18 protein-coding genes are annotated in these 19,987 nt (G+C 70.2%); 11 read left to right on the top strand and 7 right to left on the bottom strand.

All coding sequences use genetic code 11. The annotated features are described in order from the left end of the window. Positions 1-36: 36 nt before the first annotated feature. From ACZ44S_RS01815 to ACZ44S_RS01800, 4 genes are all read left to right on the top strand, one after another. On the top strand, positions 37-1,107 hold the full coding sequence (locus tag ACZ44S_RS01815) for an energy-coupling factor transporter transmembrane component T (RefSeq protein WP_466923643.1): 1,071 nt from the start codon (positions 37-39) through the stop codon (positions 1,105-1,107). Next, positions 1,104-2,762 carry an ABC transporter ATP-binding protein gene (locus ACZ44S_RS01810; protein ID WP_466923270.1) on the top strand — a complete coding sequence of 553 codons (1,659 nt, stop codon included), beginning with the start codon at positions 1,104-1,106 and terminating at the stop codon, positions 2,760-2,762. The genes ACZ44S_RS01815 and ACZ44S_RS01810 overlap by 4 nt, the downstream gene beginning before the upstream one ends. Further along, on the top strand, positions 2,759-3,598 hold the full coding sequence (locus tag ACZ44S_RS01805) for an ECF transporter S component (protein WP_466923267.1): 840 nt from the start codon (positions 2,759-2,761) through the stop codon (positions 3,596-3,598). The genes ACZ44S_RS01810 and ACZ44S_RS01805 overlap by 4 nt, the downstream gene beginning before the upstream one ends. A 303-nt stretch (positions 3,599-3,901) precedes the next feature. Continuing rightward, positions 3,902-4,321 (top strand): aggregation-promoting factor C-terminal-like domain-containing protein, encoded by a 420-nt coding sequence (locus tag ACZ44S_RS01800; RefSeq protein WP_466923264.1) that lies wholly within the window; start codon positions 3,902-3,904, stop codon positions 4,319-4,321. A 335-nt stretch (positions 4,322-4,656) separates the two neighbouring features. Here the strand turns inward: ACZ44S_RS01800 and ACZ44S_RS01795 are convergent, their stop codons facing one another. Then, entirely contained in the window at positions 4,657-7,476 is a 2,820-nt protein-coding gene (locus ACZ44S_RS01795; RefSeq protein ID WP_466923261.1) for a tetratricopeptide repeat protein, read from the bottom strand. 51 nt (positions 7,477-7,527) lie between these two features. Further along, positions 7,528-7,881, bottom strand: coding sequence for a trypco2 family protein (locus tag ACZ44S_RS01790; RefSeq protein ID WP_466923258.1), 354 nt, complete (start codon positions 7,879-7,881; stop codon positions 7,528-7,530). A gap of 362 nt (positions 7,882-8,243) precedes the next feature. Here ACZ44S_RS01790 and ACZ44S_RS01785 point away from each other — a divergent pair, with 362 nt between their 5' ends. Beyond that, entirely contained in the window at positions 8,244-10,445 is a 2,202-nt protein-coding gene (locus ACZ44S_RS01785; protein ID WP_466923255.1) for a hypothetical protein, read from the top strand. Between the two features lie 81 nt (positions 10,446-10,526). On the opposite strand, the gene ACZ44S_RS01780 is transcribed toward ACZ44S_RS01785, so the two are convergent. The 3 genes from ACZ44S_RS01780 to ACZ44S_RS01770 are packed head-to-tail and all read right to left on the bottom strand — an operon-like array spanning position 10,527 to position 11,762. Further along, a complete protein-coding gene (locus ACZ44S_RS01780; protein WP_466923252.1) occupies positions 10,527-10,754 on the bottom strand; it encodes a hypothetical protein in 228 nt (75 codons plus the stop codon). Next, positions 10,754-10,954, bottom strand: coding sequence for a DUF397 domain-containing protein (locus ACZ44S_RS01775; RefSeq protein ID WP_466923249.1), 201 nt, complete (start codon positions 10,952-10,954; stop codon positions 10,754-10,756). The genes ACZ44S_RS01780 and ACZ44S_RS01775 overlap by 1 nt, the downstream gene beginning before the upstream one ends. Beyond that, positions 10,920-11,762 carry a helix-turn-helix domain-containing protein gene (locus ACZ44S_RS01770; protein WP_466923246.1) on the bottom strand — a complete coding sequence of 281 codons (843 nt, stop codon included), beginning with the start codon at positions 11,760-11,762 and terminating at the stop codon, positions 10,920-10,922. The genes ACZ44S_RS01775 and ACZ44S_RS01770 overlap by 35 nt, the downstream gene beginning before the upstream one ends. A 163-nt stretch (positions 11,763-11,925) precedes the next feature. Between ACZ44S_RS01770 and ACZ44S_RS01765 the strand changes: the two genes are divergently transcribed. Together ACZ44S_RS01765 and ACZ44S_RS01760 are read left to right on the top strand one after the other, a co-directional pair. Beyond that, a complete protein-coding gene (locus tag ACZ44S_RS01765) occupies positions 11,926-12,300 on the top strand; it encodes an ATP-binding protein (protein ID WP_466923640.1) in 375 nt (124 codons plus the stop codon). A 90-nt stretch (positions 12,301-12,390) separates the two neighbouring features. Continuing rightward, positions 12,391-14,022, top strand: coding sequence for a hypothetical protein (locus ACZ44S_RS01760; protein ID WP_466923638.1), 1,632 nt, complete (start codon positions 12,391-12,393; stop codon positions 14,020-14,022). On the opposite strand, the gene ACZ44S_RS01755 is transcribed toward ACZ44S_RS01760, so the two are convergent. Then, a complete protein-coding gene (locus ACZ44S_RS01755) occupies positions 13,976-16,033 on the bottom strand; it encodes a bifunctional glycosyltransferase 87/phosphatase PAP2 family protein (protein ID WP_466923243.1) in 2,058 nt (685 codons plus the stop codon). The genes ACZ44S_RS01760 and ACZ44S_RS01755 overlap by 47 nt on opposite strands. Positions 16,034-16,426: 393 nt before the next feature. Between ACZ44S_RS01755 and ACZ44S_RS01750 the strand changes: the two genes are divergently transcribed. From ACZ44S_RS01750 to ACZ44S_RS01740, 3 genes are all read left to right on the top strand, one after another. Beyond that, positions 16,427-17,902 carry an MFS transporter gene (locus ACZ44S_RS01750; RefSeq protein WP_466923241.1) on the top strand — a complete coding sequence of 492 codons (1,476 nt, stop codon included), beginning with the start codon at positions 16,427-16,429 and terminating at the stop codon, positions 17,900-17,902. Positions 17,903-17,980: 78 nt separating this feature from the next. Then, entirely contained in the window at positions 17,981-18,658 is a 678-nt protein-coding gene (locus tag ACZ44S_RS01745) for an O-methyltransferase (protein ID WP_466923238.1), read from the top strand. A gap of 101 nt (positions 18,659-18,759) precedes the next feature. Beyond that, complete coding sequence (locus ACZ44S_RS01740) at positions 18,760-19,005, top strand: hypothetical protein (RefSeq protein WP_466923235.1); 246 nt, start codon at positions 18,760-18,762, stop codon at positions 19,003-19,005. Between the two features lie 41 nt (positions 19,006-19,046). On the opposite strand, the gene ACZ44S_RS01735 is transcribed toward ACZ44S_RS01740, so the two are convergent. Beyond that, positions 19,047-19,439, bottom strand: coding sequence for a hypothetical protein (locus ACZ44S_RS01735; protein WP_466923233.1), 393 nt, complete (start codon positions 19,437-19,439; stop codon positions 19,047-19,049). Positions 19,440-19,580: 141 nt separating this feature from the next. On the opposite strand from ACZ44S_RS01735, the gene ACZ44S_RS01730 reads away from it, so the two are divergent. After that, positions 19,581-19,985 carry a DnaJ family domain-containing protein gene (locus ACZ44S_RS01730; protein WP_466923230.1) on the top strand — a complete coding sequence of 135 codons (405 nt, stop codon included), beginning with the start codon at positions 19,581-19,583 and terminating at the stop codon, positions 19,983-19,985. Positions 19,986-19,987 lie beyond the last annotated feature (2 nt).

The following is a 19,987-nucleotide window of genomic DNA, read 5'->3' as shown; positions in this document are numbered from 1 at the left end:
CCCACCCCCGCCCAGCCAAAGCCGGCGCACGCGTCCCTGCACCCCGGCGCATGGTGGCTCTGGTCCCTCGCCCTCGGCACCGCCGCCACCCGCACCACCAACCCCCTCCTCCTCACCCTCCTCATCACCACCTCCGCCTACGTGGTGGCGACCCGCCGCCCGAACACCCCCTGGTCCCGCTCCTACGGCGCCTTCGTCAAGCTCGCCGCCGCCGTCCTCCTCATCCGCCTCGCCTTCGCAGTGATCCTCGGCTCCCCCATCCCCGGCACGCACGTGCTCGTGCACCTCCCCGAAGTCCCCCTCCCCGACTGGGCCCAGGGCATCCGCCTCGGCGGCAAGGTCACCGCCGAGGCCCTCACCTTCGCCCTCTACGACGCCCTCCGCCTCGCCACGCTCCTCATCTGCGTGGGCGCGGCGAACGCCCTGGCCAACCCCTCCCGCCTCCTCAAGTCCCTCCCCGGCGCCCTCTACGAGCTCGGTGTGGCGGTGGTCGTGGCGCTCACCTTCGCCCCGAACCTCATCGCCGACGTCCAGCGCCTCCGCGCCGCCCGCCGACTGCGCGGCCGCCCCGACAAGGGCATCCGCGGGCTCCTGCACGTAGGACTGCCGGTCCTGGAGGGCGCGTTGGAGCGCTCCGTCGCCCTCGCCGCCGCGATGGACGCGCGCGGATACGGCCGTACCGCCGAGGTCCCGCCCGCCGTCCGCCGTACCACCGCCGCCCTCACCCTCGGCGGTCTGCTCGGCGTCTGCGCGGGAACGTACGGACTCCTGACCGCCGAGGGCGGCACCTACGGCGTCCCCGTCCTCCTCGCCGGCCTGGCCTCCGCCCTCGCGGGCCTCTGGCTCGGCGGCCGCCGCACCCTGCGCACCCGCTACCGCCCGGACCCGTGGGACGCCCGGGCCTGGCTGGTCACCGCGTCCGGAGTCGCCGTGGCGGCCCTGCTGACCCTGGCGGCGTCCCGCGACCCGGCGGCCCTGCACCCCGGTGTGGTCCCGCTCGTCGCCCCCACCCTCCCCCTGTGGCCGGCGGCGGCCGTCCTGATCGGCCTCCTCCCAGCCTTCGTCACCCCCGCCCCCGTGCTCACCCACAAGGAGCCGACGACGTGATCCGCTTCGAGAACGTGTCGGTGACGTACGACGGCGTGCCGGAACCCGCCGTCCACGACGTCGACTTCGAGGTCCCGGAGGGCGAACTGGTCCTGCTCGTCGGCCCGTCCGGCGTGGGCAAGTCGACGATTCTGGGCGCGGTGAGCGGCCTGGTCCCGCACTTCACCGGCGGCACCCTGCACGGCAGGGTCACCGTCGCGGGCCGCGACACCCGCACCCACAAGCCGCGCGAACTCGCCGACGTCGTGGGCACGGTGGGCCAGGACCCGCTCTCCCACTTCGTGACGGACACGGTGGAGGACGAACTCGCGTACGGCATGGAGTCGCTGGGCCTGGCCCCCGACGTGATGCGCCGCAGGGTCGAGGAAACCCTGGACCTCCTCGGCCTCGCCGATCTCCGCAACCGCCCCATCTCCACCCTCTCCGGCGGCCAGCAACAGCGTGTCGCGATCGGCTCGGTCCTCACCCCCCACCCACGGGTCCTGGTCCTCGACGAACCGACCTCCGCACTCGACCCGGCGGCGGCCGAGGAGGTCCTGGCGGTCCTCCAGCGCCTGGTCCACGACCTCGGCACCACGGTCCTCATGGCGGAGCACCGTCTGGAACGCGTCATCCAGTACGCCGACCAGGTGGTGCTGCTGCCGGGCCCCGGCGAGCGCCCCTGGCTCGGCACCCCGGCGGAGGTGATGGCGGTCTCCCCCGTCTACCCCCCGGTGGTCGGCCTGGGCCGCCTGGCCGACTGGTCCCCCCTCCCCCTGACGGTCCGCGACGCCCGCCGCAAGGCGGCCCCGTTGCGCACCCGCCTGGCCGGCCACGAGCCCGAGCCGCAGCACAACCCCACGCCCCCACCCCCCACTCGCCGCCTGTTCAAGCGCACCAAGCCGGACCACGCCATGACTACTGCCCCCGTGGCCGAGGTCCGCTCCCTGGCCGTACGCCGCGACCGCGTCCAGGCCCTGCGCGATGTCGACCTCACCGTCACCCCCGGCGAGACGATCGCCCTCATGGGCCGCAACGGCGCGGGCAAGTCGACGCTGCTCAGCGCCCTGGTGGGGCTGGTCGCCCCCGCCTCGGGCTCGGTCCGCACCGGCGACGCGATACCGCACCGCGCCCGCCCCCGTGATCTGGTCCGCCGGGTCGGCCTGGTCCCCCAGGAGCCCCGCGACCTCCTCTACGCCGACACGGTCGCCGCCGAGTGCGCGGCCGCCGACCGCGACGCGGAGGCACCCCCCGGCACCTGCCGCGCCCTCCTCACCGAGCTCCTCCCCTCGGTGGCCGACGACACCCACCCCCGCGACCTGTCCGAGGGCCAGCGCCTGACCCTGGCCCTGGCGGTGGTCCTGACCTCCCGCCCACCCCTGCTGCTCCTCGACGAACCGACCCGCGGCCTGGACTACGCGGCGAAGGCCCGCCTGGTGAAGATCCTCCGCGGACTGGCCTCCGAGGGCCACGCCATCGTGATGGCCACGCACGACGTGGAACTGGCGGCGGAACTCGCGCACCGGGTGGTCCTCCTCGCCGAGGGCGAGGTGATCGCGGACGGCCCGTCGGCGGAGGTGGTCGTGGCGTCCCCGTCCTTCGCGCCCCAGGTGGCGAAGATCCTGGCCCCGCAGCGCTGGCTCACGGTCTCCCAGGTCCGGGAGGCTCTGCGATGACGACGCTCACGACGCGCACGGACCGCCAGGCCCGGGCCATCCGCCTGGGCCCCCGCTCCTGGCTGGCCCTCGCCCTGGTCAGCGCGGTGGGCGTGGCCGGCTTCGGCTGGCCCTTCCTGGCCCCGCCCAGCTCCACCCTGAACGCCCACGCCCAGGACGCGCCGTGGCTCTTCGCGGGCCTCCTGGTCCTCCTCGTGGCCGTCGTGGCGGCGACGATCTCGGAGTCGGGCCTCGGCCCGAAGGCGGTGGCGATGCTGGGCGTCCTCGCGGCGACCGGCGCAGCCCTACGCCCCATCGGCGCGGGTACGGCCGGCCTGGAACCCATGTTCTTCCTCATGGTCCTCAGTGGCCGGGTGCTCGGACCGGGCTTCGGCTTCGTCCTCGGCTCGGTGACGATGTTCGCGTCCGCGCTGCTCACGGGCGGTGTCGGCCCCTGGCTGCCGTTCCAGATGCTGGCGATGGGCTGGTTCACGATGGGCGCGGGTTTCCTGCCGGGCGCCGACCGCCTGCGCGGCCGCGCGGAGGTCTGGATGCTCGCCGCGTACGGCTTTCTGGCGGCGTTCGCCTACGGCACCGTGATGAACATGGCGGGCTGGCCCTTCATGTCGGCCCTGGCCTCGAACATCTCCTTCTCCCCCGACGCGTCGCTCCCCACCAACCTGGCTCGCTTCCTCGCGTACTGCCTGGCGACGTCCCTCGGCTGGGACCTGGGCCGCGCCCTCGTCACCATCGCCCTGACCCTCACCCTGGGCACCCCCGTCCTCAAGGCCCTCCGCCGAGCCACGCGCAGGGCGGCGTTCGAGGCGCCCGTCACATTCAAGGACACCCCTGCGTAACCCCTCACGCACACCCCGTGCCCAAGACGGTGAAGCACCCCACATGACCCGCATCACATACGACGCGGCACCGTAGAAACCACCCAAGGCACCCCAAGGCACCCCCATACCTCGAACCACTCCCTCCGACCTTCGGTAGTAAAAGGGACCTTTGCGGGCAATCCCGGGATTTGTTTCCGTGGAGCAGTCGCCAGGCGCCGACGTACCCACCCGGGTCGCGGCGCCGACGCATGCCCCCGCCGCACACCACGGCTTCCGGCACGGCGTAGAGCGACCGACCTACTCCCGACCGAAAGGCCGCCTGTGTCCGCCGCTTCCTTCCTCCGCACCGTCTCCGCCCCGAAGAAGACCCTCGCCGGTGCCGCCCTGGTCGCCGCCACCTGCGGCACCCTGATCGCCGCCGCGCCCGCCCAGGCCGCGGCCCCGACGAGCGCGTCCTCGGCCCAGGCGACCGCGAAGAAGATGATCGGCAACTCGGCCGAGTTCCAGTGCTTCTCGAAGATCGTCCAGCACGAGAGCGGTTGGAACCCCACCGCCACCAACGCATCCAGCGGCGCCTACGGCCTGGTCCAGGCCCTGCCGGCCTCCAAGATGGCCTCGGCCGGCTCCGACTGGAAGACCAACCCCGCGACCCAGATCAAGTGGGGCCTGGACTACATGAAGGACCGCTACGGCAGCGCCTGCGACGCCTGGTCCTTCTGGCAGGCCAACCACTGGTACTGACAGTCCCACACCCCCCCATACCGAAGGCGGCGACCCCAAGATCCCCGGGGCCGCCGCCTTCGCCATGGGAGATGACTGCTACTCGGCGCCGAGGACGCGCAGGCCGTGATGCAGCCGGAAGTCCTCGTCATCCTTGACGTTGAGAGTGGCCGGCGGCAGGTCGTACGTAAGCGCGATCGCGGCGATCCACATGTCGTTGGTGGGGCGAGGCCGGCCACGCTGTATCCCTGCCGCGGAGAGCCGTCCCCAGGTGGACGGCTGCGGCGATGGGGGCCACCGGATTACGGACTGCGCGAACTGCGCCACCGACACCTGTGGGGCGGGTCCGGGTCTGGTTACGGCTCGCGGGCGTCGGGCGGTTCGTCGTCGGTTTCGGCCGCATCCGCCGCGCTTCCCCGCCCAAGGGCAAGGCGGTCGCGGGCAGCCAGGGTGTGCGGGTGCTCCGGGCCCAGCACCCGCGTCAGATCGGGCAGCAGTTCGGCAAAAACGGTTGCCGCACCAGACTCATCGCCCGCTCTGCCCTGCCAGACGGCCATATCCGCCCGGGTGAGGAGGGTGTCGGGGTGGTCCGGACCCTGTACCCGCTCGCGAAGCGGCAGCAGTTCGGCCAGGGTGGCCCTGGCACCGGCCGCGTCCCCGGCTTCGCCCTGCCAGTGGGCGAGGTTGTGCCGGGTCGCGAGGGTGTGCGGGTGATCGGGGCCCAGTACCCGCTCGCGTACGGGGATCAGCTGCGCGAAGATCTTCGCGGCCTCGGCCGCATCGCCGCTGTATCCGAGCAAGGCAGCCAGGTTGTTGCGTGTGACGAGGGTGGCGGGGTGCTCGGGGCCGAGGGTCTGATGCTGGAGCGACACAAGTTTGAGGGCGGCGGCCGAGGCACTGGCCACATCGCCCGTCTGCCCTAGCCAGTGAACGAGATTGTTGCGGGCCATGAGGGTTGTGGCGTGTGCTGGACCCAGTACACGGTTCATGTCGGCCACCAGGTCCGTGAAAAGGCGTACGGCGGTGGATTCGTGCCCTGCGTACCCCACCCAGACGCTGAGGTGGTTGCGGGCCACGAGGGTGTCAGGATGGTCCCGGCCGAGTCGGTCCAGGGCCTGCTCAGTCACCTGGGCAAAGTGGTTCATGGCGGCGCTGGCCTGACCCGTTGTCCCCAGACTGTTCCCAGTGCGGAACAGAACGTCGTGAATGCCTTCCTTGTACAAGGAGTCCCCGGCGTGCTGGGTGAGGGCGTCGGTGTTGGCGCGCAGGGCCTGGATGAGGACGGTGTCGCGGTAGATGGCGGGCCAGGCCGCGAGCAGGGCATCGGCAGCGGTGCGGGCGAGCCGGTCGCGCTGGTCGGCGGGCATCCGGTCGCGGACGGCGCGCTGGATGAGCTGGTGGACGTGCACAGCCTGGTGGGGGATGTCGGGGGCATGGTCGATCAGACTGAGGCGGCGCAGGGCCCCCAGCGCACCTTCCGCCTCCTCGGCTGTCACCTGCGTCCGGTCGGCATCAGATGCCTGTGCGGAGTGTTCAGTGAGGTAGGTGAGGACGGGCGAGCTGGTCAGGACGGTGTGGGGGATGCCGTTGGGATCGAGCAACGCGGCGAGCTGGAGCATCGGACGGGCCAGCCTCACGGGGCGCATCGTGTCGGCGCGTTCGATGGACAGGGACCAGGCGGCGGCCACGGTGGTGGCCTGGTCGTCGGGCAGCCCCGAGGAGTCGGGAAGCACGTCGGCGAGGGTGCGGTCGGCCAGCCGGGTGCGGTAGGTGGCGCAGTCAAGCCCTGCCTCGATGAGATAAGCGGCCGCTTGGGACAAGGCCAGCGGCAGGTGTCCGAGGTCGCCGGCCAGGGCGGCGAGCTGCTCGGCGGGCTCATGGCGGCCGTGGGCTACCAGGGTCGTGGTGAGATAGGCGGTGGACTCCTGCGGGGTGAACAGACCGACCTGGATCAGACGGCGTCCGGGACCGGTGAGGGAGGCATCCCGGCGGCGGGTGGTGATCAGGGTGTTGCCGCTCGGGCTGGTGGGCGGCCAGAGACCGCGCAGGTCGGCGGGGTCGGCAAGGTCGTCCAGAACGACAAGCCACCGGGGGCTGCGGCTGCCCTCGTCGCCGAACTGTTTGGGTTCCAGCCAAGCTAAGAAGGTTTGCGCGGCCTGCTCCGGGCGGGCGGGATCGACATCGAGGATTTCCACAGCGGCCTGAGCGTAAGCTCCGATGATCGCTTCACGGGTGGTGGCGGTCACCCACACCACCAGATCCACCGCGCTCTTGGCCCAATACTGACGGGCGTAGTGGGCGGCGAGCTGGGTCTTGCCGACCCCGCCAGTGCCGACCAGTACCTGGCTCGGCGCCGCCGCGCCCCCGTCGGCCATCGCCTCCTGCAGTTCCTCGGCCGCTCCGCGGTGCTGGAAGCAGTCGGCCTGCCGGGGGATGACTCCGACCTGATGCGGCCACGCCACCGCGGTCGTTTCACCGGTAGGGGTGGTGATGTCGTCGGCGGTGGGCCGGGTGCCGGGGAAGCCGTGCTTGGCCAGCGCAGCGGCGAGCCCGGGGTCGTTGAGGAGCCGGTGGACGGGTTCGGCGGTGAGGCGTCGTTCCCCCATACCGGTGCCGTACTCGACGGCGACACCGACGAGGTGCCTGCGGATGAAGATGGCGGCGCCGGAGGCACCGGCCCAGGGGCGTTCCTTCTGCTGCGCGGCGGCGGGCCAGACCGTGCAGTCGAGGACCCAGCGTCTGCCCGCGGTGGTCAGAGGAGCGAGTTCTCCGCGGAGGTTCTCGTACTGCACGGCACCATCCGCGCTGGAAGAGAATGCCGGAATCCCGATCCCGGAGTAGACCAGGGGAGTGCCGCCCTGGGGCCGGCCCCACTGCACCGCCGTAGTCAGGCCCGCATCGGCGTCCTGATCGAGATGCAGCAGCGCGACGTCCGGCACTCCCGGACCGTCGAGGCCTGCGTCCCAGGCTGGCCAGATGACCGTGGCGGAGCGCTTGTGGACTCCGGTGTCGGTGCGGGGGTGTCCGACCCACACGGTCGCGCCGGCCGCACGAACACCACCATCGTGGACAACGTGGAGTGCGGTCAGCACCAGCCGAGGCCCGATGAGGTAACCCGATCCCGACCCGCCTACGGGCTGATCGGGCTTGATGTAGACCGCCCTTTGAGCATCCATCGTCGTTCTCCCGTACCCCGTCTGTGTCTCGCCTCCTGGGTGGTTGCCGGGTCAGGAGTCGCCGCCGGGCGGGGTGTCGGCCCCCGGCTCCCCGCCGGGCACATCGTGCCGGCGGATACGGGCGGGCTGTCCGCCGAGAGCCTCGTCGCGGACATGCAGGGTCAAGGTCAGTGTCTGCCGGTGCGTGCTCCCGCCCCCGCCCCCGGCCTCCACGCTGCCCTTGGTGCCGAACGCGCCTACCTCGACGTTGACCTTGCCGTTACTGTCCTTGCGGAACTCGACCTCAAGACAGAGCTCAACCTGCTCCACGTCGAACCGGAACTGCTCATTGGGGCCGGCGTCCGCAGCCTTGTACAACTCGGTACGGAGCTCCGCCAACGCCTCGTACAACGTCACCTTCGCCACGATCTCCCCCTCCACCCCCGCCCCCCAGGCGGCAGCGTTCGATCCATCTGACCGGCAGTGTTCCCGAGGACACCTCTCTTGCGCAGGCGAAGCCCGAATCTCAAGGGCGTACCACCCAAGGCGGTTCTGCACCCTGACGTATGAGTGCGGCGGTGGCACCGTACGTCAATCGCCGCAGCCGTCCTCACCCTGGAGAGGCAACGCTGAAAACGTTCAATGATATATGGCTCCGATGTTATGAGCCCGGGGTCGACAGACCGGCAGTCCAGACCCATCCCCCCTCCGAGTGATCATTTTCTTCCTCTTGCTTGTCCGGACGGGCCGGCGCTGCGGGGATGCGTTGTCCTTGCGGTATGAGCTGCATGGAGAAGCAGGTGATGTCACCGAAGAGACGCACATTCCTCCCCTTCGGTCGGTACGGCGTTGCGGTGGTGGTCCTGTGGGCGGCCGTGCTTGGGGGCTCTGCCCAGGCAGCCGATCCGGCCCATGTTTGTGCCGTGGCGGAGGAGCTTGCAGAGAAGGGGAATCTGGCTGAGGCGGCGAACCTATACAAACTCAAGGTGAACGGCGAGCCCTTGTCGTGCATGGCCGACGGTCTGAAGATGGTCGACGATCGACTACGTCAGGCGAGGACGGACGTTGCAGACGGGCGGCAACTCCTCCGAGAAGGGGATGTCTCTGCTGCTCAGGAGAAGTTCACGGATGCGTTGCAGCAAGATGTAGGTAACGCTGCGGCGCTCGAAGAGTTGGCAAAAATTGAGGAACTCGACCGCAATGCAGGCGCCAAGTTGAGATGGAAGAACTTCTACGACAACTGGCTGCTTCTAGCTGTGCAGCTCATGGTGCCCACCCTCATTTCTCTAGCTGTTTCAGTGTCCGCCAGCGGCCTCTTGTCCGGATTGCTGGTCAGGGTGGACGCGGTGGAGTGGCCCTCATGGCTGCGATGGACAATGGGGCTCGCTGGTCTAGTTATGCTCGTGGGTAACTCGGTCATGCTTCCGGTCTATCCAATGCTCCGCCCATTCGACGCACAGGAGGCCGTGCCAGAGCCCGCAATCTGGGTAGGCTCCGTTCTCTTCGGCCTGACTGTCCTTGCAGTGGCATGGGTTGCCGTCACGGGCTACCTCCGTGATCGGTGGGAGACCGGAAATCCGTTGAAACACTGGTACCGCCTTTTGGGGTCCATGGGTTTCATCGGCGGCGCAGGGCTGACCGTCGCCGCCTTCCTCCCGAACGACCCAGATCTGGAAATCCTGCTTGCGTACGCGGTTCTGACGCTGTACGGAGTGCTGCTGACAGGAGCCGTACTGGGGCAGAACTTGCGTCTTCAGGTCGCTGTACAGACGCCACAAGGGGAGACGGATGCCGCAGCGACCGACTATCTACTGGCCCGTTTGCAGACCCTGGGAGCCGAGTCACCACGCCACCTTCTCACTTCCGCCAACCGGACGCCTCTGGGCAGTGCACTATCAGGCGAAGCACTGAGTGCACTGCCCGCAGGACCCGTCATTGGTACGTTGTCCAGCCTGTTCTTCGCCGTACGACCTGACATGACGTGGCGTGCCCGGGCGAACATCGTTGATGTCAACCGTGTGGCCATCACTCTGTCGCGCAACGGCATCCATGCGGAGAGCACCATCTTCAGTCGTCAGGACCTCGGACTCCCCCTCGTGGAGGAAGAAGCACAAAGGGATCAGGCCAAAGCTCAACTACTGACTGGGGCAGCAGCCTTCATTCTCGTGTACCTGAGCCGGAGACACCTGCGCATTGGCCGTGATGGGGTGTATGGGGCGCGGAGCTGGAAAAGCGTCACGCTTCAGGTCATCGCCACGACCAAGTCGCTGATTGACGACGCCGATCTACGCACAGGCCTTCTGGCCCAAGCGGTCAACGAAGACCCCGGTAATGCGTTGGCCCGCTTCGAGTACCTACTCGCACTCCAAGAAAGAACTGCGCGTGGCGACCCGGCCTACGCACAGTTTGCGGATGACCTGGATCGGGAGATCGAGAATCTGCCACAGATGCAAACTCCCACGCCGCTCCGCATCCGTGCCTTGTATCGCAGCACGGCTCATTGGATCAACCTGCACACACACAAGAAGTACCCGAAGCCGAGGCCCGGCGATGAACTCACCAAGGCTCGGAGGCAGGTGCAATTGCTTCAACAAGATCTGGAAGCGGTCAAAAAGAAACGCAATCCGAGGCTGACAGTATTCGTTGAACAGATGAAGCAGCTCGCCGACGTGCTTGAATCAGACGTCGACGCTTTGCAGAACTCGACTCGCCCCAAGTATCCGGAAAAAAGCCTCGTCCCCCGGGTCGCCTACGAGAACGCATGCCTCGAGTGTTTCATCGAACGGCAATGGTCCGGCCGGATTACAGAGGCAATCCGCCACCTAAGGTATGCACTGCCGACCGAGCATGACAAGGAGGAGGCGCGGAACGAGGATTGCCTGGCGGTGCTGCGTGAGGTGCAAGAGTTCAAGGACTTGATGGCAGGGCGTACTACGCCGACGGCGGTAGAGGCCCCGCCGGGCAACGGCCCTTCCTCCGGCTTGGCATAGATTCGGGAAGGCAACAAAGCTGCCCCGCTGACGCAGACCTGCGTTCACTCGGTTATGCAGCGACCCTGCCCAGGCCGGAGCTCAGCCGAGGATGAGCGGGATCCTCTCGGCCAGGCCACCCAGCGCGGTTCTCTCCTCGACGGTCGCCGTACGGCGTCCGGTACCGATCAGGAGCACGTCCGTGTGGAACTGCAGCAGGGCCGGGTCGCCGTACGCGGCTGCCAGGCGGGGGATCAGTGCGAAGGCCTCGTCCGGGAGGTCGGCGACTGCGGTGAGCAGGGCCGCCCAGGAGCGTGAGAAGTGGTCCATCAGGGCCGTTTCGCGGTGGCCGTCCAGTTGAGGAACGCGGCGAAGGCGGCGGGGGTGGCCGTGACGGTCGCCTCCGTCGGGGTCTTGGAGTCGCGAAGGGCTATGTGGGTGGGGGTTGTTGCCACTTCGACGCAATCGCCGCCCTGGTCACCGCTGTAGCTCGACTTACGCCACAGGACCCCCACCAGGTTGCTCTCCATAGCGCTCCTCCATCACCCGTCGGATCAGCCCGGCCGACTCCCTGAGGGAGAGAGCAGCGGCCTGGAGGTGATCGTAACGGAGCGAGCAGTCCCTGACGGTGTCCGGGTTGGCGGTCGGATGCCCGCTGCCGTACCCCTCGGTGTAGACGATGGCCGGGTCCCGATCGAAGCGGTAGAGGTTGAATGAGCCTTGCAGGCCGGCGTGTACTCCGGCCGAGAAGGGCAGCACCTGGACGTTGATCCAGCGACTGCCCTCGCACGACAACAACCTGGTCAGTTGCTCCCGCATGACCCCGGCGCCGCCGACTTCCTGACGAAGCGCGGCCTCGCTGACGACCATCCAGAGGACCGGGGGCTGCTCCCTCTTGAAGATCCGTTGTCGAGCCAGTCGTACAGCCGTCCTGTCATCGAGATCGGTGTGGTCCAGAGCCCCGAGCACCGCACGGGCGTAGGCCGTGGTTTGAAGGAGGCCGTGGATCATGTGCGTCTGGAACGTACAGATTTCGATGGCCCGTGACTCCAGCTCCGCCACCTGCTGAAACCACCCGGGAAGTTGGCTTCGCATCACCAGCGTGACCAGCCGGGACAGCAGTCCACCCGTGCCCAGCGCCGCGTCCACCCGCTCGCTGAACTCCTGCGTCGGCAGCTTCCGCGCCGTCTCGATCTGGCCCACCAACGAGCCCGTGTAGTTCACGATGTCCCCCAGTTGCCGCTGTGTCAGGCCGGCGGCCTCTCTGTGGCGGCGGAGTTCGAAGCCGTAGTAGTCCAGCGGTGACGCGCCCGGGTCGAGGACGTTGATGTGGGTCACGGGGAGCCCCTCTCGCGCAACTCGGCCCACAGCGGGACCGGTTGTATTCGTTCCGTAGCCGAGCGTAGTCAGCGGAGGTCAGCCTTGAGGTGTGAACGCACACATTCCCCTCAGCGCCCTCGCTCCCCTCACCGCCCTCGCCCCGCGCAGCGACCGGTACACGATGCGGCTGACCGTCGGTGAGCACTCGGCGCGGCATGTCCGGCGCATCGTGCGGTCGTTCCTGGGCGAGTGGGAGATGGCCGAGCTGTCCGACGCCGTGGAGCTGGGCGTGACCGAACTGCTCGCCAATGTCGTACGCCATGTTCCCGACCGGCGCTGTGCGCTGCTGTTGCTGCGGCAGCCGGGCGGAGTGCGCGTGGAAGTGGCGGACGGGAGCAGTCAGTTGCCGCGTGTCCCGATGGCGTCGGCGCCCTGTGCCGAGAACGGGCGCGGACTCGTGCTGCTCGCTGCGGTTGCCGATAAGTGGGGTGTTGATCCTGAGCCTTGCGGTGGCAAGACCGTGTGGTTCGAGTGTGCGGTGGAGGCCGATGAGTGAGGTGGCCGTCGGGCCACTTGGTCGCAGCGAACGGGAGACCCCGTACGGGCGGCAGTAAACGCCCCACCACCGTTCCACGTCTACGTGATCGTGCCCCCTGCCGAACTCGCCCTGATCCAGCACGCGGACACGACCCTCGAGCGGGGGCGCCCCCTCCGTGCCTTCTGCCGGCGCCATCGCGTTCCGCTCCTCACCACCCTCTCCACGCTTCCCCTCTACGCCCTCTGGTGGGCCTTCCTCGCCACCGGCGGCGGGGACCTCGCGGCGCAGGAGGCATGGGCGGACTTCGCGACGCGGCACGGGAGTTCGGCGTACAACCTGTTCTGGTACGGCGGGATGCACACGGCCAACTACAGCCTCATATCCCCGTACTTGATGGCGGCGCTGGGAGTGCGGGGGCTCACCGTCGCCTCCGGGGTGGCCGCCACCTGGATCGCGGCCGTACTCGTACGGCGGGCCGAGCGGCGAAGACCCCTCGCGCCCGCCCTGCTCGCCGCACTCGCGCTGTGGTGCAACGTCGCCTCCGGGCGGACCACCTTCGCCCTCGGGGTCGCCTTCGGGCTCGCCGCGTTTCTCTTCCTGAGCCAGGAGAAACGTCTCGTCATCGCCGGTTCCTACGCCGCCCTCGCCACCATGGCGTCCCCGGTCGCCGGGCTGTTCCTCGCCGTCGTCGGCGGCGGGTACCTGCTCGACCGGCGGCCCCGCCGCGCCCTCGCCCTGCTGCTGCCGCCCGCCGCCGTCGTCGGGGCGACGAGTCTCCTCTTTCCTTTTCACGGTGAGCAGCTGATGCCCGCGGCCCGCATCTGGCCGCCCGTGCTCCTCGGGGTCGCGGTCGCGCTGCTCTCCCCGCCCTCCTGGCGCGTAGCCCGGTGGAGCGGCGTCGTCTACGCCGTCGGGACCGTGGCCGTGTATCTCGTGCCGTCCCCCATCGGCACGAACGTCGAACGGTTCGCCGAGTACGCCGCGCCCGTCGCCCTCCTCGTCGCGCTGCTCGCCCAGCCGCGGATGCGCGCGCTGCGGCGCGGTCTGCTGGTGGCCGTTCTCGTGTTCTCCGTCGCGTGGACGGGCGAGAAGACCGTCGACGACCTGAAGGTCTCCACGACCGTACCCGCCTGGGCCGCCCAGACCCGGGGCGTCGTCGAGGCCCTCGAACGGCTCGGTGCCGACACCACCCGCGTCGAGGTGGTCCCCGCGCGCAACCACCGGGAGGCGTCCGCCCTCGCGCCGCATCTCCATCTCGCGCGCGGCTGGAACCGGCAGCTGGACATGGAGCGGGCGCGGCTGTTCTACGACGGGTCCTTCTCCGCCGCCTCCTACCGGGCGTGGCTGGACCGGTGGGCGGTGGGGTTCGTCGTGCTGCCGGGCGGCAAGCCCGACGGGTTCGCCGAGGAGGAGGCGCGGCTGATACGGCACGGCCGGCCCGACTGGCTGCTGCCCGTCTGGCACGACGCCCATTGGCAGGTGTTCCGGGTCCGCGACGCCGTGCCGCTCGTCTCCGCGCCAGGGACCGTCGTGCGGACGTCCAGCGCCGATCTGGTGCTGCGCGTGTCGCGGCCGGGCGCGGTGACCGTGCGGGTCGCCCACTCGCCCTGGCTGCGCGCCGACGGCGGCGGGTGTCTGAGCCGGGAGGGCGAGTTCACCCGGCTCACGGTGTCCGCGCCCGGCGAGTACCGGATCAGCTCGGAGTACGGTCCTTCTCCGGCACCGGCGGCTCGCTGCTGACCTCGGCGGCGGCCGCCGCCGTCGTCGTACGGGCGCGTGGGCCCTGGAGGAGGTACGTCAGGCCGAAGCCGGCGCCGACGACGACCGCGCCGCCGACCGCGTCCAGGATCCAGTGGTTGCCGGTGGCGACGATCGCGGCGACCGTGAAGAGGGGGTGGAGGAGGCCGAGGGCCTTCATCCACAGCTTCGGCGCGAGGATCACGATCACCAGTCCGCACCACAGGGACCAGCCGAAGTGCAGGGACGGCATCGCCGCGTACTGGTTGGTGAGGTGGGTGAGGGTGCCGTAGTCCGGCTGGGAGAAGTCCTGGACGCCGTGGACCGTGTCGATGATGCCGAGGCCCGGCATCAGGCGTGGCGGGGCGAGCGGGTAGAGCCAGAAGCCGACCAGGGCGAGGATCGTGGCGAAGCCGAGTGCCGAGCGGGCCCAGCGGTAGTCGACGGGGCGGCGCCACAGGAGCAGGCCGAGGACGGTCAGCGGGACGATGAAGTGGAACGACGTGTAGTAGAAGTCGAAGAACTCCCGCAGCCAGCCGATCTTCACCACGGCGTGGTTGACGGCGTGCTCGATGTCCATGTGGAGCAGGCGTTCGAGGTCGAGGATCTGTTGTCCGTGTTCCTCGGCGCGGGCGCGGCCCGCCGAGTTGCTGCCGCCGGTCGCGGCGAGGCGGACCTTGGCGTACGCGGCGTAGGTGACGCGGATCAGCAGGAGCTCGAGGAGGAGGTTCGGGCGCAGGAGCACCCGGCGGAGGAAGGGCAGCAGGGGGACGAACGCGAAACGGGCCGGCACGGGGTCGGCGTACCGGGTGGGGATGGGGGTGCGGAAGTACGGCGAGGTGCGGGAGAGGAAGGGGACCGCGGTGGCGGCGGCCAGGGCGGCGAGGAGGACGACGTTGTCGCGCACCGGGTAGAGGAACGCCATGTTCGGCAGCATCATCTTGGCCGGCAGCGTCATCGCCAGGATGACGGCGACGGGCCAGACCATCCGGTCGCGGGCGCGTTTGCCCACCCTGCCGACGGCGGTGAGCAGCACCCACAGCAGTTGGTGCTGCCACGCGGTCGGGGCGACCGCTATGGCGGCGCAGCCGGTGACGGCGACCGCGAGGAGCAGCTGGCCGTCGTGGGCGTAGCGGACGGCGCGTCTCAGGGCGAGGGTCACGACGGCGGCGCCGAGGAGGAGGAAGAGACCGATCTCCAGGGGGCCTTCGAGGCCGAGGCGGAGCAGGGCGCCGTGCAGGGACTGGTTGGCGAGGGCGTCGGCGGGGCCGCCGAGGCCGGTGCCCGCCAGATGGTGCACCCAGTAGGTGTACGAGTCCTGCGGCATCGCGGCCCAGGCGAGCGCGGTGGTGGCGGCGAAGGTGACGCCGGTGGCGGTGGCGGCCTGGCGGCGGCCGGTGAACCACAGCAGCGGGGCGAAGAGGAGGAGGGTGGGCTGGAGGGCGGCGGCGACGCCGATGAGGGCGCCGCTGGTGCGCTGCCCGTGGGCGACGAAGCAGCCGAGCAGGACGAGCAGGACCGGGATGATGCTGGTCTGGCCGAGCCAGAGGGTGTTGCGGACCGGCAGCGACAGCATCAGCAGGCTGATGGCGACCGGTGCGGCGAGGAGCGCGGTGCGGCGGCCGACCGGCTGGGGCAGGGCGCGGGCGGCGATCAGGCCGAGGGCGACGACCAGCAACAGGGTGCCGAAGGTCCAGCCCCAGCCGAGGGCCTGTTCGGCCGGGCGGGTGAGGGGTTTGAGGACGAGCCCGCTGAACGGGGTGCCGGTGAACTCGGTGGAGTCGTAGAGGGAGCCGCTGACGTGCAGGACGCCCTCGGGGCCCACCCAGGTGTCGAGTGCGGTCAGCCGTTCCGTGCTGGGGGTGGTCAGGACGACGGCGACCTGGCGTACGGCGAGGACGGCGGCGAGCAGCCACAGTCCGAGGCGCGCGGCGCGCAGCCGTGCCCGGGTGCCGCCGACGGCGGTCGCCCCGAGAGCCTCCGTCGGTCGCCCACTGTGCTCCGCGTTCGCCACGCCTCGTCGGCCTCCCGCCCCGTTTCGCCCCTCGCGTCCCATGCGCGGGGGTTTGCTCTGCGCACCCTATGAGGCTCGCATCACCCCTGGACAGGGACGCAGGAAACCGCGGCTTCACCTGACGGCCCTCTCACTTTTGTCCGAATGACGATAGTCCGCGACGTGTGGCGTTGCCTCGGGACGACGCGAGAAGGATCACAACCGGCCATGGGAGCGGGCGGCTCGGCGCACCGCTGCATGCCTGCACACACCACATTTCGGTGCAGTATGCAGCTCTTCGCATACCGCCCGTAGAGGGTTCAACGGCGCCTATCGTCGCCTCTTCGGCCCGCCCGACAGCGCCGCCGCGCGGATCCGTGTCCCTGTCCCCGTCGAAAGGAGGCGAGCGGAGTCTTGTCGACTGCCCCCGTCGCCACTCCCCCCGTCGCCCCTGGTCCGTCCGCGTCCGGCCCGGCCGGTTCCCCGGCACCGGAGAACGGCGGTTCCGCACCGGCGCCCGGTGCCGCCCCCTCCCCCACCGTCACCGATCCCGCGCTGGTCCGGCGTGCCGTGAAGGCGGCCGCGCTCGGCAACGCGATGGAATGGTTCGACTTCGGTGTCTACAGCTACCTCGCGGTCACGCTGGGCCAGGTCTTCTTCCCCTCGGGCAACGCCACCGCCCAGCTGCTGTCCACGTTCGGCGCCTTCGCCGCGGCCTTCCTGGTCCGTCCGCTCGGCGGCATGGTCTTCGGCCCGCTCGGCGACCGCGTGGGGCGCCAGAAGGTCCTCGCCCTGACCATGATCATGATGGCCGCGGGCACCTTCGCGATCGGCCTGATCCCGTCCTACGCCGCGATCGGCGTGGGCGCCCCGATCCTGCTGCTGGCCGCCCGTCTGGTGCAGGGCTTCTCCACCGGCGGCGAGTACGCGGGTGCCTCCACCTTCATCGCCGAGTACGCCCCCGACCGGCGGCGCGGCTTCTTCGGCAGCTGGCTGGAGTTCGGCACGCTCGCCGGGTACATCGGCGGTGCGGGCCTGGTCACGCTGATGACCGCCCTGCTCTCCTCGGACGACCTGCTGTCGTGGGGCTGGCGGATCCCGTTCCTGATCGCCGGACCGATGGGCGTCATCGGCCTCTACCTGCGGATGCGCCTGGAGGAGACCCCGGCGTTCGCGGCCGAGGTGGAAAAGGCCGAGAACGAGCGGCCCAAGGTGCCGCTGCGGGAGATGATCACCGGCCAGTGGCGTGCGCTGCTGCTGTGCGTGGGCCTGGTGCTGGTCTTCAACGTCACCGACTACATGCTGCTGTCGTACATGCCCAGCTACCTCACCGGCGAGCTGGGGTACGACGCGACGCACGGCCTGGTCGTCGTGCTCGGCGTGATGGTGCTGATGATGATCGTCCAGCCGTTCGCCGGCGCGCTGACCGACCGGGTCGGGCGCCGTCCGGTGATCGCGGCGGGCTGTGCCGGTTTCCTGCTGCTGTCGGTGCCTGCGCTGCTGCTGATCCGGGACGGCGGTCTGCTCGCGGTCGCCGCCGGCATGGGCGCGCTCGGTCTGCTGCTGGTCTGCTTCACCGCCGCCATGCCGGCCGCGCTGCCCGCGCTGTTCCCGACCCGGGTGCGCTACGGCTCGCTGTCGATCGGCTTCAACGTCTCGGTGTCCGTCTTCGGCGGCACGACCCCGCTGGTGGTCACGGCCCTGATCGGCGCGACCGGCGACGTGATGATGCCCGCCTACTACATGATGGCGGCGGCCGTGATCGGCGGTTTCGCGGTGTGGCGGATGGCCGAGTCGGCGGGACGCCCGCTGCCGGGTTCGCCCCCGTCGCTGGAGCCCGGCACGGCCGAGACCGCCGGGACGGCCGGAACACACCGGAAATGCGCCTGACGGGGAGCGGACGCGCGGCGTATCTTCTCAGCGTTACTGGTTAGACAGGCTAACTAGTCGTACGGAAGGTGCAGTCGCATGAGCGATTCGCAGGTCTGGCGCACGGTGGACGACTACTTCGCCGACCGCCTCCTGACCGATGCCCCCGACGACGCCCTGGCCGCGGCGCTGCGTGACAGCGACGCGGCCGGGCTTCCGCCCATTGCGGTCTCCGCGCCCGCGGGCAAGCTGCTGCAGCTCCTCGCCCAGGTGCAGGGCGCCCGGAACATCCTGGAGATCGGCACGCTCGGCGGTTACAGCACCATCTGGCTGGGCCGGGCCCTGCCCGCCGACGGGCGGCTGGTCTCCCTGGAGTACGACCCCCGGCACGCCGAGGTCGCCGTCCGCAACATCGCCCGCGCGGGACTCGACAAGCAGGTGGAGGTGCGGGTGGGGGCGGCGCTGGAGTCGCTGCCGCGGCTGGCGGACGAGAACCCGCCGCCGTTCGACCTGGTCTTCATCGACGCGGACAAGGTGAACAACCCGCACTACATGGAGTGGGCGCTCAGGCTGACCAGCGCGGGCAGCCTGATCGTCCTGGACAACGTCGCCCGGGGCGGCCGGGTGGCCGATCCGGACAACACCGACCCGGACGTGGTGGGCACCCGTGCCGCCCTCGACATGATCGGCACGCACCCCAGGCTGACGGGTACGGCGATCCAGACCGTCGGCACCAAGGGCTACGACGGGTTCGCGCTGGCACGCGTGCTGGCGTGAGCGCCGTGTCCCCGGGCCGGGCCGCTTCCGCCTTCCACCAGTGAGGGGCGCCGCTGTTAGGGTGCGGTGCCGCACGGGGCGGAGGAGGGCGGGGAGCCAGGTTGAACACCCGGGAACGGATCGAACAGGTCGCGGACCTGCCACCCGCGTTGGCGGCGGTCCTCGGGATCTTCGCGATCGCCCTGCTCGTCGGAGTGGTGTGGGGGCTGCTGCGGCTGCCGGACCACACCGGGCTCAGGAGCCCGGAGGCCCGCGAGCGCGCGCAGCGCCGCAAGGAGAGCCAGAAGCGGCAGAAGCGGCTCCGCTCGCGCCGGGAGGCCCTGCAGCGCAGGGCCTCCCGGCGCTGAGCCACCGGATCGGCGGCTGAGCCACCGGATCGGCCGCTGGTTCAGACCTCGTGGTAGAAGCCCACGTTGACGCTGCGCGGGGCGGCGCGGTCGTGGATGACGACCTCGCCGCTGCCGCCCCGGGGCAGCGGGACGGTACCTCCGTAGGCGACCGGGTGGGCGTACTCACCGATGGTCAGCCGGACCTCGGAGGAGGGCTCGGGCAGGGAGCCGCGCAGCCAGGTCAGGTGCCAGGTGCCGTCCTGCGCGCAGCTGAACTCCAGGTGGACGCGCGAGACGAACAGCCAGTCGTCCGGCGTCGACAGGCGGCACAGCGACGTGTCCCGGCCCACCCGCAGCACGGCGCCCGGTTCGCTGGGCGCGTCGGCCATGAGCATGCCCGCCGTGGCACCCGCTTCCGCCGCGGACACCGCGGCCATGGTGAGTTCGAGCACCCTGCTCCTCCTGAGACGTCCTGCGGGCCGAGGAGGCCCGGGCCCGGCGGTGACCGGAACGGCCGTGCACGGCGGCCGGATCGGCTCGCCGCCGCCGAATGATAAAACGCCCGGCTGGGCGGCGTCCGGCACAATGAACTCATGACCGAGCGAAAGCCACCCGGCGTCGACTTCGAGAGCTGGGTCGACAAGCAGATCCGCGACGCCGACGCGCGCGGCGAGTTCGAGCAGCTGACCGGGGTGGGCAAGCCGCTTCCCCGCGAGGTCGAGAGCACCTACGACGAACTGTGGTGGGTCAAGCGGAAGATGGCCCGCGAGGGGTTCTCGGTGCTGCCGCCGACGCTGGCCCTGCGCAAGGAGGTGGAGGACGCGCTGGAGGCGGCCCTCGCGGCTCCGTCGGAGCGGATCGTCCGGAAGATCCTCACGGAGATCAACGCCAAGATCAGCGACATGATGTTCAAGCCGCCGCCCGGCCCCCCGCTGGGCAAGAAGCCGTACGACGTCGAGGACGTCGTACGGCAGTGGCGGGAGCGCCGGGCCGGCTGAGA

The sequence above is a fragment of the Streptomyces malachitofuscus genome (genome assembly GCF_055571035.1).
This window is presented reverse-complemented; position numbering and strand designations above follow the sequence as displayed.